Genomic DNA, 15,102 nt, shown 5'->3' with positions numbered 1-15,102 from the left:
GAGGGGTTCCGCGGGGTGGGGTCAGGCCGCGGGCTGCTGCAGCACCAGCTCCCGCAGCACGTCCTCCATCGTCACCAGCCCGGCCAGCCGGCCGTCGTCACCGATCACCGCGGCCAGGTGCGTCCGGGAGCCGCGCATCGCGGTCAGCACGTCGTCCAGCGGGGTCGCCGCCCGCACCCGGGCGATCGGGCGCAGCGCCGACACCGGGAACGGCGTGGTCCGCGGGGCCGCGTCCAGGGCGTCCTTGACGTGCAGATAGCCCAGGATGCGCCGGGTGTCGTCGACAACCGGGAACCGCGAGAAACCCGACTCGGCGGCCAGGTGCTCCAGCTCCTCGGGGGTGGCCCCGATCCGCGCCGAGACCACCTCGCTCACCGGCAGCACCACGTCCCGCACCGGGCGGCGGCCCAGCTCCAGGGCGTCCCGGAGCCGCTCCTGGGCCCGCTCGTCGAGCAGCCCGGCGGCCCGCGCGTCCTCGACCAGCCGGGCCAGCTGGTCGTCCGAGAAGGTGGCCGCCACCTCGTCCCTGACCTCCACCCGCAGCAGCCTGAGCAGCCCGTTGGCCAGCGCGTTGACCGCGAAGATCACCGGGCGCAGGGCCCGGGTCAGCGCCACCAGCGGCGGGCCCAGCAGCAGCGCGGTGCGGACCGGCTCGGCCAGCGCCACGTTCTTCGGGACCATCTCGCCGAAGAGCATGTGGAGATAGGTCGCCACGGCCAGCGCGATCACGAACGAGACCGCGTGGACCAGCGCGGACGGCACCCCCACCGCGTCGAACGCCGGCGAGAGCAGGTGCGCGATGGCCGGCTCGGCGACCGCGCCCAGCACCAGCGTGCACAGTGTGATGCCCAGCTGGGCGGCGGCCAGCAGCGCCGAGACGTGCTGCAGGCCCCACAGCACGCTGCCCGCCCGCCGGTTCCCGGCCTCCACGTACGGCTCGACCTGGCTGCGGCGCACCGAGATCAGCGCGAACTCGGCGCCCACGAAGAAGGCGTTGACGACCAGGGTCAGCAGACCCACGAACAACTGGAGCGCGGTCATCGGCCGGCCTCCTCGCCGCCGGCGGTGCCGGACGCGGGGGCGTGCAGCAGCACCCGCGCCGCGCGGTGGCCGGCGGCGTCGAGCACGTCCATCGTCCAGCCCGCCACCTCCACGGTGTCGCCGGGCCGCGGGATCCGGCCCAGCTCGGTGGCGATCAGCCCGGCGAGGGTCTCGTACGGGCCCTCCGGCAGCCGCAGCCCGATCCGGGCCAGCTGATCGGTGCGGGCGGAGCCGTCGGCCTGGTAGGCCGCCCGTCCGTCGGCGTCGGTGCCGGCCGGCGCCAGATCCGGGATCTCCAGCGGGTCGTGCTCGTCGCGGACTTCGCCGACCACCTCCTCGACGATGTCCTCCAGGGTGGCGACGCCGGCCGTGCCGCCGTACTCGTCGATGACCACGGCCATCGTCCGCCGCCCGGAGAGCCGGTCCAGCAGCCGGTCCACGGTCAGCGTCTCGGGCACCAGCAACGGCTCGCGCAGCAGCTCGGAGACCGGGTGCCGGGGCCGCAGATGGGCGGGGACGGCCAGTACGTCCTTGATGTGCGCCACGCCGACGACGCTGTCGAGACTGCCGCGGTAGACGGGGAAGCGGGACAGCCCGGTGGCCCGGGTCGCGTTGGCGACGTCCTCGGCCGTGGACTGCACCTCCAGCGCCACCACCTGCACCCGCGGGGTCATCACGTTCTCCGCGGTCAGATCGGCGAGGTTGAGGGTCCGGACGAACAGCTCGGCGGTGTCCGCCTCCAGCGCGCCCGCCTTCGCCGAGTGCCGGGCCAGCGCCACCAGCTCCTGCGGGCCGCGCGCGGACGCCAGCTCCTCGGCCGGCTCCAGGCCCAGCCGCCGGACGGTCCGGTTGGCGGTGTTGTTCAGATGGGTGATCAGCGGTTTGAAGGCGGAGCTGAAGCCGCGCTGGGCGGTGGCGACGCGCTTGGCGATGGCCAGCGGGCTGGAGATCGCCCAGTTCTTGGGGACCAGTTCGCCGACGACCATGAGGACCACGGTGGACAGCGCGGTCCCCAGGACCAGCGCCACCGAGTCCGAGGCGGATCGCGACAGCCCGAGCGCGGTCAGCGGGCCGGCCAGCAGGGTCGCGATCGCCGGCTTGGCGAGCATGCCGATGATCAGGCCCGTCACGGTGATGCCGAGCTGGGCGCCGGAGAGCTGGAAGGTCAGCGAGCGGACCGCCTTGAGGGCGCTGTCCGCGCCGCGCTCGCCGCGGGCGGCGGCGCGCTCCAGATCACCGCGCTCCACTGTCGTCAGCGAGAACTCCGCCGCGACGAAGACGCCGCACGCCAGGGTCAGCAGGACTGCCACGGCCAGCAGGAGCAGGTCGGTCATCGGGTCACCTCCGTCCCATGGTCGGACACGTTCGGGAGGTTCGCGCCCCGTCGCAAGGACGCACGACGACTGGGAGGCTCGGCCATGGCCGACGCTCACACACCTTTCGCAGGGGAGGGGTCCGGGAGTCCGTCGTCCCGGGAACTCCATGGTAAAGGGTCGGCAAATTCGCTGGGCTGGTGTGCGGCGGAGCCCGCCCCGGGGCACAGGACGGGCTCCTCGGCCACGGCACGGCGCTCAGACCTCCAGCGGCCTGACCCAGCGGCTCCACTGCGGCTCCGGCGCGTACCCGGCCGCCCGCCACGCGTGGTGCGCCGTCTCGTTGCGGTCCAGCACCATCGCGTCGGCCCGCCGGCCGCCGAGCTTCACAAAACGCTCTTCGGCCGCCGCCAGCAGCGCACCGCCGATCCCGCGCCGCCGCTGGTCCGGACGGACCGCCAGCCGGTACAGATGGCACCGCCACCCGTCGAAGCCGGCGATCACCGTGCCCACCAGCTCCCCGTCCCGCTCGGCCAGCAGCAGCGCCTCCGGATTGCGCGCCACCAGCCGGGCCACGCCCGCACGGTCGTCGCTGATGCTGGTGCCCTCGGCGGCCAGCTTCCAGAAGGCCAGTACAGCGTCGAGATCCGCCGGGCCGCCGGCGCGGATGTGAAGATCACTCATGGCCGGATCCCATCACCGGACCCGGCGGCCTGTCGACCGGATTTCGCGATGCGGACGGCGTCCGAACTCCGGTCAGCTGCCCTTGAGTTGCTCGACGACCGGCGCGAACGCCTCCAGGGACCGGTCCAGGACGGTGATGTACGAGAAGCCGTGGCGCTCCCGGCACTCCCGCAGCTGGTCGGCCATCTGCGCCGGCGTCCCGATCAGCAGCGTCGGCACCTCCAGCGCCTGCTCCTCGTCGATCCCGACCCCGTGCGCGACGAACTCCCGGGCGGCGGCCCGCCGGTCGTCGGTCACCAGCACCTGCTGGACGAGGATGTTCCGCTCGGCCGGCTCGGCGCGGTCCGCGGCGTGCGCCTCGTGCTCCGCGTACTCCTCGTAGGCCGCCACCGACGCGGCCACCTGCTCCGCCGGCAGCAGCTCCAGCGTGCCCTCCGGCCGGCCCGGCGCCTGCCGCGCGCCGGTGAACGCCGCGATGTCCGCGTGCCGCGCCGCCAGCCGCAGCATCCGCGGGCCGTTGCCGCCGATCAGCAGCGGCGGGCGGGGCCGCTGGACGGCCTTCGGCAGATGCTCGGGGTCGCCGAGCAGCCGGTCCAGCTCCCGGATCGTGTGCTCCAGGTGGTCCACCCGCCGGCCGGGCGTCCCGAACGGCAGCCCGGCCGCGTCGTGTTCGTCCTTGACGTACCCGGTGCCCAGGCCCAGCTCCAGCCGGCCGCCGGTGAGCGCGTCGGTGGTGGCCACCTCGCGGGCCAGCAGGGACGGGTTCCAGAATCCGGCGTTCAGCACGAAGGTGCCCACCCGCGGGCGCTCGGTCGCCTCCGCCGCGGCCACCAGCGCGGGGAACGGCGACGGCCACCCCAGGTGGTCCGGGACGAGCAGCACGTCGTAGCCCAACTCCTCGGCACGGCGGCACTTCTCGCGCCAGGCCGGCCCGGTGTCGAGGGTGAGCAGGTTGACGCCGAAGCGGAACGGACGCGGCATGAGGCCCCCTGAGGACGCTGGTCGTCGTCGGATCGTGCGTGTGCCAGGACGTGCCAACCGCCATGCAATCACGGCCCGTTCGGCGTCGTACACGCAGTATTCGGGACCTCGGCGGGACCGGCACCGGGGCTCCCCGTCAGGCCGACACGGTCAGGTCCTCATACGCCAGGGTCACCGACTCCTCGGCGGCGTCGGCGCCCGCCGAGGAGTCCGGGGCCTCCCACGCGGTCGGGAGGGCGCCGATGAGGCGGTAGCGGCGCAGCGGGGTGCGGTCGGCGGCGTAGTGGACCACCGTCACCGTCTGCCGGGAGTGGTCGCCGCCGCGTTCCCGCAGGCATCTGGTGAGCCAGTCGGTGAAGGCGGCGCTCTTGTCCGGGCCGCGCACGATGGTGACCTCGCCCGGCCGCCCCACCCCTTCCGGGAGCGCCGCCGTGCCGGACGGTGCGGTGCCGAACGCCGGGCCGGAGACCGAGCGGACCGTCTCGACCTGGAACGCGCCGAGCTCGACGGCGACCGCCGCCGGACGCCGGTCCTCGGAAGTGTCGTCGATGGGCATGGGCTACCTCCGGGCACAGGGACGGGGCCGGCCGGCCCCGTGTCGACAGCCCGACCGCTGCCCGAGCCGGCCCGGGCGCATTCCGGACCTCGCTCGAACGGGGGCAGGAAGAACGATTCGGCTCGCTCGAACGGCGCTGTGCCGCGCCGGCGCCCCGACGACGGGCCACCGGGCGCCGCTCCGCTCACCGCCGCCGGCCGCCGCCGGGCCGCGCACGCACCCGCTGGGTCACGTACCCCGCGGCGCCGACCGCCAGCAGCAGGCCGACGGTGCTCAGCGTGAACGTCTCGAAGGCGAGCCGGGAGACACCCCACACCGTCCGGAAGCGGTACGGGATCCCGAGCGCCGCCTCCAGGGTGCCGGGGAACAGCGCCACCCAGGAGCCCAGCAGGATCCAGGCATAGACCAGCAGCGCCGCGACGGTGAACCCGCGGGTGCCGAACGGGACTTCGTAGGGCCGGGGCACCTCGCGGTGGCGCAGCCGGAGCGCCGGCAGCGCCGGGATCACCGCGAGGTACGACAGCAGCAGGGTGGTGATCGCCACCGAGAGCACCACGCCGAAGGCGGCCGCGGCGTCGCCGTGCGCCAGGCGCATGGCGGTGACCATGAAGGCGGTGGCGGTCACCCCGGACAGCAGGTTCATCCGGACCGGGGTGCCCAGCCGCGGATGGAAGGCGCCCAGCGCCCGGGTGAAGAAGCCGCCGTCGGCCGCGGCCATCGCCTGCATCCGGTCGGCGACGATCATCCAGGCGCTGCCCTGGGTCAGCAGCGCCACCGCGAACAGCACGGCGGCGGTCAGCAGCGGCCCGCGCCGGCTCCCGTAGATCCCGAAGACCAGTTCGGCGGCGTCCATGAAGCCGCCGAGCCCGGTGACCCGGCCCGGCGGCGCGGCCGACAGGATCGCCACCACCGGCAGCAGGTAGCAGGCGGCGGCGACGGCGCCGGACACCCCGATCGCCACCGGCACGTCGTGCTGCGGATCGAGCATCTCGTCGCCCGCCGCGTTCGGCGCCTCGAACCCGACGTGGCGAAGAGCAGCACCGGCACCAGCGTCAGGAAGCCGGCGGCGGTGGGGGCGAAGTGCGCCTCCGCCAGCCCCCGGAAGCCGTGCCGGACGCCGTAGGCCACCGCCGTGGCGGTGAAGAAGGCCAGCGCCAGGACCTTGGCCGCGGCCCCTGCCGTGGTGATCCACTTGCCGCGGCGCAGCGAGACCACCGCGGTGAGGATGGCGGCCCAGATGAAGACCAGTTTGAAGGCGTAGTCGGCGACGGTGCCGGAGCCCAGGGGGAAGACGAAGCCGTTCCACGCCCCGGCGGCCAGGAACGCCGGCGAACCGCCCAGCCAGACCGGGTTGGTGACCCAGTAGAACATCGTGGTCAGCGCGGCCGGCAGCCGTCCGAACGCCACGTCCACCCGGACGTACGGGCCGCCCTCCTGCGGGAACGCGGCCCCGGTCTCGGCGAACAGCAGGGCGTACGGCAGCAGGAACCCCACCGCGAGCACCGCGATCCAGGTGACGGCCTGCCCACCGCCCGCCGCGATCTGCCCGATCACGTCGAAGGAGACCACCGCGGCGACGCCCATCGCCATGATGTCGAACCGGCGCAGACTGCGCCGCAGGTGCGGGACGGGGCGGGGACGGACACAGGGGCGCTCCTCCGGGGCGGACGGCCGGGCGCCGCGGCCGCCCGGGGGATCACATCGTGCGGCATCCGCCCGGGCGGCCCGGCGGTGGCGCGGCGGGCGGGCCGTGCCGGGCGCCCCGATCGGCCCGGGAGCCGGCCGGCGCACCTTGTCGGTGCTAGCAGATCCGCGCTAGCGTGGAGGCGTGGCGAAAACGCAGTTGAACGTCCGGGTGGACGAAGCCACCGCCGAAGCGGCGCGGGAGCGCGCCCTCCAGCGGGGAGTGAGCGTGAACCGCTATATCGAGGAACTGGTCCTCAGGGACGCCGGCGAGGTCGGCCAGACCTTCGTCGAGGCCGCCGCGGACTTCATGAAGCAGTACGAGCGCCTCTTCGCCGAGGAGTTCGGCCCGGACTCGGGCCCCGAAGGCCCCCGCACCGCCCCCGGCCACCGGGACGCCCCCCACCGGGAAGGACAGCCGGGCACAACGTGACACTGCGCATCGATCTCGCCTGGCTCCTCCTGATCGCCGAACAGCACACTCCCGGGGACCCGCAGGTCACCGACTGGGGCGCCCTGATGGCCGCGGTCGGCCGCCACGAGGCGGAGATATTCGGCGTCCCCGTCTACCCCGATCCCGAGGACCGCGCCGCCGCACTGCTCCAACTACTGCTCCACGTACCGGCGTTGGAGCGCTCCAACGCGATGTTCGCCACCGCCGTCGCCTACGGCTTCCTCGTCGCCAGCGGCCTGAAGGTCGCCATCTCCCCCGAGCAGGTCCGCGAGCTGGCCCGCATGGTCAAGGACGGCACCACGGACGTCCGCGCGATCGCCGACGAGCTGCGCACCTGGACGGGCTGAGTCGGGGCCGGCCGGTCCGGTTCGGTCCCGTTCGATCCGGTTCGGTTCGGTCCGGTTCCTCGGCCCGTCGGACGTCCCGGAGAGCCGGACGGCGGAACTACCGCGCGGGCGCCGCCGGTTCGAGGCGTGCGACGTCGGCGGGGGCGAAGGCACCCGAGCCACCGAGTCGCGGTGCCAGCCAGCCCGGGGCGGCGGCCCGGAAGGCGTCCGGCGGCAGCGAGCCGGAGCCCTCGGGCACCAGGCCGAGGAGCGGGGCGCCGGCGGCCCCGGGCAGGTCGCCGAGGTTGCAGCGGGCCGCGAGGTCCGGCTCGGCCGGCCAGCTGCCGACGACGACACCGGGGCACTGCAGGCCGTAGGTGCGCAGCGCCAGCGCGGTCAGCGCTGTGACGTTGAGGGTGCCGAGTCCGGCCTGGACGACCACCAGGACGGGGGCGCCGGCCATCCGCGCGGCGTCGGCGAGGGTGTTCCCCTCGTCGTCGAAGCGGACCAGCAGCCCGCCGGCGCCCTCGACCAGGACCAGGTCGTGCGAGGCGGCCAGTTTCGCCGCGGCCTCGGCGATCTCCTGCGGGCGCACCGGCGGCAGACCGGCCCGGCGCGCCGCCCGGTCGGGCGCCAACGGCTCGGGGAAGCGGGCGAGTTCGCTGAGCGTGACCGTGCCGGCCAGCCGCGCGACCTCGGCCGCGTCGCCCGGTTCGTTCGCCGCGACGCCGGTCTGGGCGGCCTTGAGGACCGCGACCGAGCGGCCCTGGCGGAGCGCCGTCGCGGCGATCGCGGCGGTGGTGACCGTCTTGCCGATCTCGGTACCCGTACCGGTCACGAACAGCACCGACATGTGTGTGCCTCCGAACTCTTCGCTGGTGGTGGGGGAGGGGCGCGGGCGGGGCGGACCGGCGGCCGGCCCCGCCCGCGGCGCGGTTCAGCCCGCGCGGGCGGCCGCGCGCACCGCGGCGCAGATCCGCGCCACGTCCTCGTCGCCGGTGATGTACGGCGGCATGGTGTAGATCAGGTCCCGGAACGGGCGCACCCACACGCCCTCCTGGACGGCGGCGCGGGTCGCCGCCGCCATGTCCACCGGGTGGTCGAGCTGGACGACACCGATCGCGCCCAGCACGCGCACCTCGCGCACCCCCGGGAGCTCCGCGGCGGGCGCCAGGCCCTCCCGGAGCCCGGTCTCGATCCGCTTGACCTCCTGTGCCCAGTCCTGGGACAGCAGCAGTTCGACGGACGCCTCGGCGACCGCGGCGGCCAGCGGATTGCCCATGAAGGTCGGGCCGTGCGCCAGCACCGGCAGCGCGCCGCAGGAGATCCCGTCGGCCACCTCCGCGGTGCACAGCGTCGCCGCGAGGGTCAGATAACCCCCGGTCAGGGCCTTGCCCAGGCACATCACATCGGGTGCGACCCCGGCGTGTCCGGCCGCGAAGAGGGCGCCGGTCCGGCCGAAGCCGGTGGCGATCTCGTCGAAGACCAGCAGCACGCCGTGCGCGTCGCAGGCGTCCCGCAGCACCCGCAGATAGCCGGGGGAGTGGAAGGACATCCCGCCCGCGCCCTGCACCACCGGTTCCACGATGACCGCGGCCAGCTCGTCGGCGTGCCGGGCGACCAGCTCGCGCAGATGGTCCGCGTAACCGGGGTCGACCGGTGCGTCGAAGCCGGGCGGCGGCGCGTCCGCGAAGATCTGCCGCGGCAGCACCCCCTGCCACAGTTCGTGCATCCCGCCGTCCGGATCGCAGACCGACATCGGCTGCCAGGTGTCGCCGTGGTAGCCGCCGCGCCAGGTCAGCAGCCGCTGTTTGCGCGGTCTGCCCACCGAACGCCAGTACTGCAGGCACATCTTGACGGCCACCTCGACCGACACCGAGCCGGAGTCGGCGAGGAAGACGTGCCGCAGCGGCTCGGGGGTGAGGTCCACCAGCCGCTTGGTGAGCCGGACCGCGGGCTCGTGGGTGAGCCCGCCGAACATCACATGGCTCATCCGGTCCAACTGGCCGCGCACCGCGTCGTTGAGCACCGGGTGGTTGTAGCCGTGCACCGCCGACCACCACGACGACATGCCGTCGACCAGCTCCACGTGCCCCTCGGCCGGCCGGCCCAGCCGCAGCCGGACGCCGGCGGCCGACTCGACCAGCAGCGGCTCGCTCCGGCCGGGCATCGGCCCGTACGGGTGCCAGACGTGCTCCCGGTCGAGGGCCAGCAGCTCCTCCGGGGTGAGCGGCTCAGGCATTGGGCGGCAGGTCGGTGCCGGCGCCGCGGCGGCGCACCGCGACCAGGTCGGTCCTGGCCCCCTCGGTGGGGGCCGGCACGGCGGCCGCCGCCCCGGCCTGCGGCGCCGCGTCCGCCGCGTCCCCTGCGTCCGCCGCCTTCCGGCGGTGCGCCGGCAGCGTGGCGGTGTCCGTGCCCTCCACCTCGAACCCGGCATCCGCGATCATCGCCAGGTCGTCCTTGCCGGCCTGGCCCTCGCTGGTCAGGTAGTCGCCGAGGAAGATGGAGTTGACCAGGTGCAGCGCGAGCGGCTGCAGACTGCGCAGATGCACCTCGCGGCCGCCCGCCAGCCGCACCTCCACGTCCGGGCAGACGAACCGCACCATCGCCAGGATCCGCAGGCAGCGCTGCGGGGTGAGGTGCCACTCCTTCGCCAGCGGCGTGCCCTCGAACGGGATCAGGAAGTTGACCGGCACCGAGTCCGGGTCCAGTTCGCGCAGCGCGAAGACCACGTCGACCAGGTCGGCGTCGGTCTCGCCCATGCCGGCGATCAGCCCGGAGCAGGCGGACATCCCCGCCGACTGGGCCTGCTGGACGGTGTCGACGCGGTCGGCGAAGTCGTGCGTGGTGCAGATGTCGCCGTAGGTGGCTTCCGAGGTGTTGAGGTTGTGGTTGTAGGCGTCGGCGCCGGCCGCGCGCAGCCGCTCCGCCTGGCCCTCGCGGAGCAGCCCCAGGCAGGCGCAGATCTCGACGCCCTCGTTCTGCTCCTTGATGGCGGAGATGGTCTCCGAGACCCGCTCCACGTCCTTGTCCGTGGGCCCGCGGCCGCTGGCGACCAGACACACCCGCTTGGCGCCGCCGGCCACGCCCGCCGCTGCCGCCCTGGAGGCGTCGTCGGGCTTGAGCCAGGTGTACTTGAGGATCTCCGCCTTCGAGCCCAGCCGCTGGGAGCAGTACGAGCAGTCCTCCGGGCACAGGCCGGACTTGAGGTTGACGAGGTAGTTGAGCTTGACCCGCCGCCCGAACCACGCGCGGCGCACCTTCCCCGCCGCGGCCACCACATCGAGCAGTTCGTCGTCGGACGTCGCCAGTACGGCGAGCGCCTCGTCACGGGTCGGCACCTCGCGCCGGAGTCCCTTGTCCACCAGTGTGTTCAGCAGGTCCATGGCGATGATCCTGGCGTACGCCCCGGCCCCCGGCCAAGGAGGATTCCCACAATGGCGGTCGATCGGGGTGTGTGTATCACCACACCGTCTCCGTGCGGAACGACCGCTAACGTCTATCGACAGCCCACAATCGGGGCGCCGCCAACCAGTTGCCGGAAGCCGTTCCGCCATGCCCGTTCGCCGGGCCCGGAACGGGCCGTTCCCGGGCCGACCGACGAAGGACGCCGATGCTCCAGGATCCCGCCGCCCCGCCGCTGTCGCGCGCCGCGGCCACCCGCCCCGCCTCCGGCGTCGCGTTCGACTGGATCGACACCGCCCGCGCCGAACGCCGCCGCGCCGGCCTGGTCCGCACCCTGCGGCCCCGGCCCGCCGACTCCCCGCTGCTGGACCTGGCCGGCAACGACTACCTCGGACTGGCCCGGCACCCCGAGGTGACCCGGGGCGCGGCCGAGGCCGCCGGCCGGTGGGGCGCGGGTGCGACCGGCTCCCGGCTGGTCACCGGCAGCACCGAACTCCACGCCCGGCTGGAGCGCGAACTCGCCGAGTTCTGCGGCTTCGAGGCGGCGCTGGTGCTCTCCTCCGGGTACACCGCCAACCTCGCCGCGGTCACCGCGCTCACCGCGCCCGGCACCCTGGTCGTCTCCGACGCCGGCAACCACGCCTCGCTCATCGACGGCTGCCGGCTCTCCCGGGCCCGCACCCAGGTGGTCCCGCACGCCGACCCGGAGGCCGTGCGCGGCGCGCTGGCCGCCCACCACGGGCGGGCGCTGGCGGTCACCGACGCGGTCTTCTCGGTCGACGGCGACGCCGCGCCGCTGCCCGCGCTCGCCGACGCCTGCCGGACGCGCGACGCGGCCCTGCTGGTCGACGACGCGCACGGGCTGGGCGTGCTGGGCGAGGGGGGCCGCGGGGCGCTGCGGGCCGCCGGGCTGGCCGGGGACGCCGACGTGGTGGCTACGGTGACGCTCTCCAAGTCGCTCGGCGCCCAGGGCGGTGCGGTGCTCGGCCCGGCCCGGGTCATCGAGCACCTGGTCAACACCGCCCGCTCGTTCATCTTCGACACCGGCCTGGCGCCGGCCGCGGCCGGCGGCGCACTCACCGCCCTGCGGCTGCTGCGCCGCGAGCCGCACCGCCCCGCGCGGGTCCGGCAGGTGGCGCGGGAGCTGCACGCCCGGCTCACCGCGGCGGGCCTGACGGCGGTCCGCCCCGACGCCGCGGTGATCTCGGTGCGCGCCCCCTCCCCGGAGGCGGCGGTCCGCTGGGCCGCGGACTGCCGGGCGGCCGGGCTCGCGGTCGGCTGCTTCCGCCCGCCGTCCGTGCCCGACGGCATCTCCCGGCTGCGGCTCACCGCCCGCGCGGACCTGACGGACACCCAGATCGCCACCGCCGCCGACACGATCCTGGCGACCGCCCCGGTGGCCTGACGGCGCCGTCCGGCGACGGCGGCAGCCGCGACACCACGGGCGGCGCGCCGCCCCGGACGGCCCATACACCCCAAACGCCCTCCGCCGCAGCAGAGTTCACCGCATCGGGCGAGAGAACGACGCTAGAAATCCGTATGTCTTGGGCGATGGCCCACCACACCGGCAGCATGGGTGGCAGTCTGGCGCACAGTACACATCCGAGGCCGCCGGCACCGGCCGGCATCCCTGGCTTCCCGGCGCCGCAGGCGCGCCTCGGTGGGAAAGGGACGGCGTCGTCATGGCAGACCACCAGGAATCCACCCGCACTCTGCCGAGCCTCCCCGCCTCGGTCGCCGCCGCCCGCGGACACGTCCGGGAGGTCCTCGTCCAATGGGGCCTGCCGCCCGGCTCGGCGGCCGCCGACGACCTCCTGCTGATCGTCTCCGAACTCGCCACCAACGCCGTCCAGCACACCCGCGGCCGCTCCCCGGCCTTCACCGTCGCCCTCCGTCTCGACCGCGACGAACAGCTGTGCCTGGGCGTCACCGACGCGCATCCCCGCCCGCCGCTCCGGCTGCCCGCGGCCGTGCAGCAGGACAACGGCCGGGGCCTGGTCATCATCCGCTCCCTGGCGGCCTCCCGCGGCGGCCGGCTCTGGGTAGAGCCCGTCGCGGCCGGCGGCAAGACGGTCTGGGTGACGGTGCCCTGGCCGGCCACGGCACCGTGCCGGGCCGACGGCGTCTGACCCGCCGCTTTTCGTGCCGCGCTCGCGCAGCCGGCGCGGCGGCGCCAACCGCCGGATGACGCCAGGCCCGTCGGACCGCGTGTGCCCGCCCGGGTCAGAGCACCCGCCCGTACCAGACGGAGCGGCTCCAGATCCGCTCCAGGCGGACCACCGCGCCGGCCTTGGGGGCGTGCCAGATCCGGTCGTCGCCGGCGTAGATGCCGACGTGGTAAATGCGCTTGCCGGAATGGAAGAAGACCAGGTCGCCGTCCTTGCGGGAAGAGCGCGAGACGTGCTCGGTGTGGCGGTACTGCTGGACCACGGTGCGCGGCAGGGCCCGTCCGGCGCGCCGGTAGGAGTAGCGGGTCAGTCCGGAGCAGTCGAAGCTGTCCGGCCCCTGGGCCCCCCACTTGTAGGGGGCGCCCTCCTTGGACGCGGCGACCCGCAGGGCCTTGGCGGGCACGGAGACTAAGGACACCTCCGCGGCCGTTCCCGGGGTCTCCGCGGCCACACTGGGAACCGCGGCGCCGCCCAGGGTGACCAGGGTGAGGGCGGAGACGGTGCCGGCACGCGCCAGCAGATGCGGCATCTGCACGCGCATGGTCATGCGCAACAACCCTTCGTCAGCCGGTGATCCGGACGACGGTGGGATCAGCTGTCCGTCCGGACCGCCCCGTCGCTGTGGCGGGGGCTTGTCGTCGAAGGGATCGTCACGCACCGCGCGCCCGATTTCCGAGCTGAAAATGCGGTGTGTGACATTGGTCACGGTTGCGCTGTTTGGGTGGACTTGCGGCGTACGGGGCGGGATCGGCGGCGGAGACGGGGCCGGGACCAGCGCCGAAACCCGGGGCATCCGGGAAATGTCCGTGACCCGCGCAATTCCTCGCCCTCCCGGCACCGCCGCGCACGCTACGCCGTCTGTGCACGCCGGAGCCGTACGTGTCCCGGCGCGCGGGGCGCCGCGTCGGCAACGGTCCCCGCGCCGGGGCCCGTACGGCTCCGGCATGCCCCGCGACGGCGGGGTCAGACGCCGGTCCGGGGGCCGTCCTGGGGCGGCACGGTCACCCGTCGCGCCCGGCGCTCACCGTCCAGCACCCGAAGGGCCCGGCCCAGGGTCGCGGTGTGCAGTTCGCGCTCCCCGCGCTGGTGCATCAGGGTCAGCGCCTCCCGCAGTTCGGTGGACTTGCTCACCAGTGCCTGGGCCGCACGCAAGCCGCTGTACGTGCTGGTGCCGCGGGCCGGGTTGATCCGCCCCAGCAGGTCGACGATCTCCAGATAGCTGTCGATCAACTGCCCCTCGGCGCGGGTCAGGGCGGGCAGCGGCGGGAGTTCCGGCAGCATCGCGCATCACTGCCCGACGGGCCGGCGGGCCGCGCCCTTGCGGCCGAGGGTCGGGCCGTCGATCAGGCCGTACTCCTGGGCGGCGGGCACGTCGAAGAAGGTGTCCCGCTCGATGTCCGCGGCGATCCGCTCCCGGGGCTGACCGGTGTGCTCGGCGAGCATCTCCTCCAGCTTGGCGCGGGTGCGCAGCAGTTCCTCGGCCTGGATCTGCAGGTCGGAGGTCTGGCCCTCGGCGGGTTCGCCGAACGCCGGCTGATGGAGCATCACCCGTGCGTGCGGGAGCGCCAGGCGCTTGCCGGGGGTGCCGGCGGCCAGCAGGACCGCGGCCGCCGAGAATGCCCGGCCCAGACACACGGTCTCCACGTCGCAGGAGACGAAGCGCATGGTGTCGTAGATCGCGGACATCGCGGTGAACGAGCCGCCGGGGGAGTTGATGTAGAGCGAGATGTCCTGGCCCGGTGCGGCGTGTTCGAGGTGGACGAACTGCGCCATCACGTCGTTGGCGGAGGCGTCGTCGATGGCCGTGCCCAGGAAGACGATCCGTTCGCTGAGCAGCTTGGAGTACGGGTCCAGCGTCCGGGTCCCGTAGCTGGTGCGCTCGGTGAACTCCGGCAGGACGTAGCGAGTCGACGGCGGCAGCATGACCGCTCCCTTCCTCTGTAAAAAATGTACAGGACGTACATCCCGTTAGAATGGAATCGCGATCCTAGTGATCAAGTCAAATGCCCAGGTCAGAGGCCGTTTTGACTGTTCGTCGAGGGCGTACGTCTCACAAATTTCTCTACGAACCTTCGTTTGGATCACCGGGCGGCAGAGGAAGATGCCTGCGATGTGACGTCCGGCCGGGTAGATGGTTGCGGCCTTCTCGTAGCGGGTGGCGATGCCTCGCCCCTGCTCGATGACCGGGTCCACGAGGGTCTGCACGACCGAAGTCGGACACTCATGCGCTCGTGGCCATGGGCAGTGTCGTGTGTGGCCTCAGGACATAGATGACATGCGCTGCTGCTCGGCCTTGTCACAGTGCTGGAGCAGATCGTCTGGATGCGCCTCGCCCGGGGAGAGGTGACCTGGGCGCAGGTGGCCATCCTCGTCGGCGTGACCGCGGCACTCGGCACCGTCTTCGCGCTCAACTTCACGATCGGTCACCTGCGGACCGCACGCGAGCAGGTCAAGCGGCTGGCCGCGCACCAGGAACGCCGAACTGCGCAAG

Annotated in this window: 17 protein-coding genes and 1 pseudogene; 4 read left to right on the top strand and 14 right to left on the bottom strand. The window is 74.0% G+C overall.

The window, feature by feature from the left end; translation table 11 throughout:
• Positions 1-21: 21 nt before the first annotated feature.
• The 6 genes and pseudogenes from ACRAS8_RS03390 to ACRAS8_RS03365 all read right to left on the bottom strand — a co-directional run bounded on the left by ACRAS8_RS03390 (position 22) and on the right by ACRAS8_RS03365 (position 6,159).
• Positions 22-1,041 (bottom strand): hemolysin family protein, encoded by a 1,020-nt coding sequence (locus ACRAS8_RS03390; protein WP_438484250.1) that lies wholly within the window; start codon positions 1,039-1,041, stop codon positions 22-24.
• Positions 1,038-2,375 (bottom strand): hemolysin family protein, encoded by a 1,338-nt coding sequence (locus ACRAS8_RS03385; protein WP_438484249.1) that lies wholly within the window; start codon positions 2,373-2,375, stop codon positions 1,038-1,040. The genes ACRAS8_RS03390 and ACRAS8_RS03385 overlap by 4 nt, the downstream gene beginning before the upstream one ends.
• 237 nt (positions 2,376-2,612) lie before the next feature.
• Complete coding sequence (locus ACRAS8_RS03380) at positions 2,613-3,038, bottom strand: GNAT family N-acetyltransferase (RefSeq protein ID WP_438484248.1); 426 nt, start codon at positions 3,036-3,038, stop codon at positions 2,613-2,615.
• 72 nt (positions 3,039-3,110) lie between these two features.
• Entirely contained in the window at positions 3,111-4,019 is a 909-nt protein-coding gene (locus ACRAS8_RS03375) for an LLM class F420-dependent oxidoreductase (RefSeq protein ID WP_438484247.1), read from the bottom strand.
• Positions 4,020-4,155: 136 nt separating this feature from the next.
• Positions 4,156-4,575, bottom strand: coding sequence for a phage tail protein (locus tag ACRAS8_RS03370; RefSeq protein ID WP_438484246.1), 420 nt, complete (start codon positions 4,573-4,575; stop codon positions 4,156-4,158).
• 184 nt (positions 4,576-4,759) lie between these two features.
• Positions 4,760-6,159 (bottom strand): annotated as a pseudogene (locus ACRAS8_RS03365) (APC family permease).
• Positions 6,160-6,403: 244 nt separating this feature from the next.
• Here ACRAS8_RS03365 and ACRAS8_RS03360 point away from each other — a divergent pair.
• Together ACRAS8_RS03360 and ACRAS8_RS03355 are read left to right on the top strand one after the other, a co-directional pair.
• Entirely contained in the window at positions 6,404-6,691 is a 288-nt protein-coding gene (locus ACRAS8_RS03360; RefSeq protein WP_438484245.1) for a hypothetical protein, read from the top strand.
• On the top strand, positions 6,688-7,059 hold the full coding sequence (locus ACRAS8_RS03355) for a fic family toxin-antitoxin system, toxin component (RefSeq protein ID WP_438484244.1): 372 nt from the start codon (positions 6,688-6,690) through the stop codon (positions 7,057-7,059). The genes ACRAS8_RS03360 and ACRAS8_RS03355 overlap by 4 nt, the downstream gene beginning before the upstream one ends.
• Positions 7,060-7,156: 97 nt before the next feature.
• Here the strand turns inward: ACRAS8_RS03355 and bioD are convergent, their stop codons facing one another.
• The 3 genes from bioD to bioB all read right to left on the bottom strand — a co-directional run bounded on the left by bioD (position 7,157) and on the right by bioB (position 10,424).
• A complete protein-coding gene (bioD, locus tag ACRAS8_RS03350) occupies positions 7,157-7,891 on the bottom strand; it encodes a dethiobiotin synthase (RefSeq protein WP_438484243.1) in 735 nt (244 codons plus the stop codon).
• Between the two features lie 84 nt (positions 7,892-7,975).
• Positions 7,976-9,280, bottom strand: a complete 1,305-nt coding sequence (locus ACRAS8_RS03345; protein ID WP_438484242.1) for an adenosylmethionine--8-amino-7-oxononanoate transaminase — start codon at positions 9,278-9,280, stop codon at positions 7,976-7,978.
• Positions 9,273-10,424: a biotin synthase BioB gene (gene bioB / locus ACRAS8_RS03340; RefSeq protein ID WP_438484241.1), complete on the bottom strand. Its 1,152-nt coding sequence runs from the start codon at positions 10,422-10,424 to the stop codon at positions 9,273-9,275. Before bioB ends, ACRAS8_RS03345 begins: the two co-directional genes overlap by 8 nt.
• A 227-nt stretch (positions 10,425-10,651) precedes the next feature.
• Here bioB and ACRAS8_RS03335 point away from each other — a divergent pair, with 227 nt between their 5' ends.
• A complete protein-coding gene (locus ACRAS8_RS03335) occupies positions 10,652-11,848 on the top strand; it encodes an 8-amino-7-oxononanoate synthase (protein WP_438484240.1) in 1,197 nt (398 codons plus the stop codon).
• Positions 11,849-12,125: 277 nt separating this feature from the next.
• Positions 12,126-12,572 carry an ATP-binding protein gene (locus ACRAS8_RS03330; RefSeq protein ID WP_438484239.1) on the top strand — a complete coding sequence of 149 codons (447 nt, stop codon included), beginning with the start codon at positions 12,126-12,128 and terminating at the stop codon, positions 12,570-12,572.
• Positions 12,573-12,666: 94 nt separating this feature from the next.
• On the opposite strand, the gene ACRAS8_RS03325 is transcribed toward ACRAS8_RS03330, so the two are convergent.
• The 5 genes from ACRAS8_RS03325 to ACRAS8_RS03305 form a co-directional block, all read right to left on the bottom strand.
• Positions 12,667-13,158 (bottom strand): C40 family peptidase, encoded by a 492-nt coding sequence (locus ACRAS8_RS03325; RefSeq protein ID WP_438484238.1) that lies wholly within the window; start codon positions 13,156-13,158, stop codon positions 12,667-12,669.
• 416 nt (positions 13,159-13,574) lie between these two features.
• Positions 13,575-13,892 (bottom strand): hypothetical protein, encoded by a 318-nt coding sequence (locus tag ACRAS8_RS03320; protein WP_438484237.1) that lies wholly within the window; start codon positions 13,890-13,892, stop codon positions 13,575-13,577.
• A 6-nt stretch (positions 13,893-13,898) separates the two neighbouring features.
• Positions 13,899-14,534, bottom strand: a complete 636-nt coding sequence (locus ACRAS8_RS03315; protein WP_438484236.1) for an ATP-dependent Clp protease proteolytic subunit — start codon at positions 14,532-14,534, stop codon at positions 13,899-13,901.
• 45 nt (positions 14,535-14,579) lie between these two features.
• Positions 14,580-14,816 carry a hypothetical protein gene (locus ACRAS8_RS03310; protein WP_438484235.1) on the bottom strand — a complete coding sequence of 79 codons (237 nt, stop codon included), beginning with the start codon at positions 14,814-14,816 and terminating at the stop codon, positions 14,580-14,582.
• Positions 14,817-14,870: 54 nt separating this feature from the next.
• Complete coding sequence (locus ACRAS8_RS03305) at positions 14,871-15,101, bottom strand: hypothetical protein (protein ID WP_438484234.1); 231 nt, start codon at positions 15,099-15,101, stop codon at positions 14,871-14,873.
• Between the last annotated feature and the right edge of the window lies 1 nt (position 15,102).

Origin of the sequence: Streptomyces sp. S186 (genome assembly GCF_051603415.1) — a bacterium.
In the GTDB taxonomy this organism is placed as follows: Bacteria; Actinomycetota; Actinomycetes; order Streptomycetales; family Streptomycetaceae; genus Streptomyces.
Note: the sequence above shows the minus strand (reverse complement) of the source record. Positions and strands in the feature narration are given on the sequence as shown.

Bases quoted from the DNA above. Each gene is read 5' to 3' on its own strand.
- ACRAS8_RS03390 (WP_438484250.1), bottom strand. From the start codon at position 1,041: ATGACCGCGCTCCAGTTGTTCGTGGGTCTGCTGACCCTGGTCGTCAAC.
- ACRAS8_RS03385 (WP_438484249.1), bottom strand. From the start codon at position 2,375: ATGACCGACCTGCTCCTGCTGGCCGTGGCAGTCCTGCTGACCCTGGCG.
- bioD (WP_438484243.1), bottom strand. From the start codon at position 7,891: ATGTCGGTGCTGTTCGTGACCGGTACGGGTACCGAGATCGGCAAGACG.
- ACRAS8_RS03330 (WP_438484239.1), top strand. From the start codon at position 12,126: ATGGCAGACCACCAGGAATCCACCCGCACTCTGCCGAGCCTCCCCGCC.
- ACRAS8_RS03345 (WP_438484242.1), bottom strand. From the start codon at position 9,280: ATGCCTGAGCCGCTCACCCCGGAGGAGCTGCTGGCCCTCGACCGGGAG.
- ACRAS8_RS03370 (WP_438484246.1), bottom strand. From the start codon at position 4,575: ATGCCCATCGACGACACTTCCGAGGACCGGCGTCCGGCGGCGGTCGCC.
- ACRAS8_RS03335 (WP_438484240.1), top strand. From the start codon at position 10,652: ATGCTCCAGGATCCCGCCGCCCCGCCGCTGTCGCGCGCCGCGGCCACC.
- bioB (WP_438484241.1), bottom strand. From the start codon at position 10,424: ATGGACCTGCTGAACACACTGGTGGACAAGGGACTCCGGCGCGAGGTG.
- ACRAS8_RS03375 (WP_438484247.1), bottom strand. From the start codon at position 4,019: ATGCCGCGTCCGTTCCGCTTCGGCGTCAACCTGCTCACCCTCGACACC.
- ACRAS8_RS03320 (WP_438484237.1), bottom strand. From the start codon at position 13,892: ATGCTGCCGGAACTCCCGCCGCTGCCCGCCCTGACCCGCGCCGAGGGG.
- ACRAS8_RS03315 (WP_438484236.1), bottom strand. From the start codon at position 14,534: ATGCTGCCGCCGTCGACTCGCTACGTCCTGCCGGAGTTCACCGAGCGC.
- ACRAS8_RS03325 (WP_438484238.1), bottom strand. From the start codon at position 13,158: ATGACCATGCGCGTGCAGATGCCGCATCTGCTGGCGCGTGCCGGCACC.
- ACRAS8_RS03380 (WP_438484248.1), bottom strand. From the start codon at position 3,038: ATGAGTGATCTTCACATCCGCGCCGGCGGCCCGGCGGATCTCGACGCT.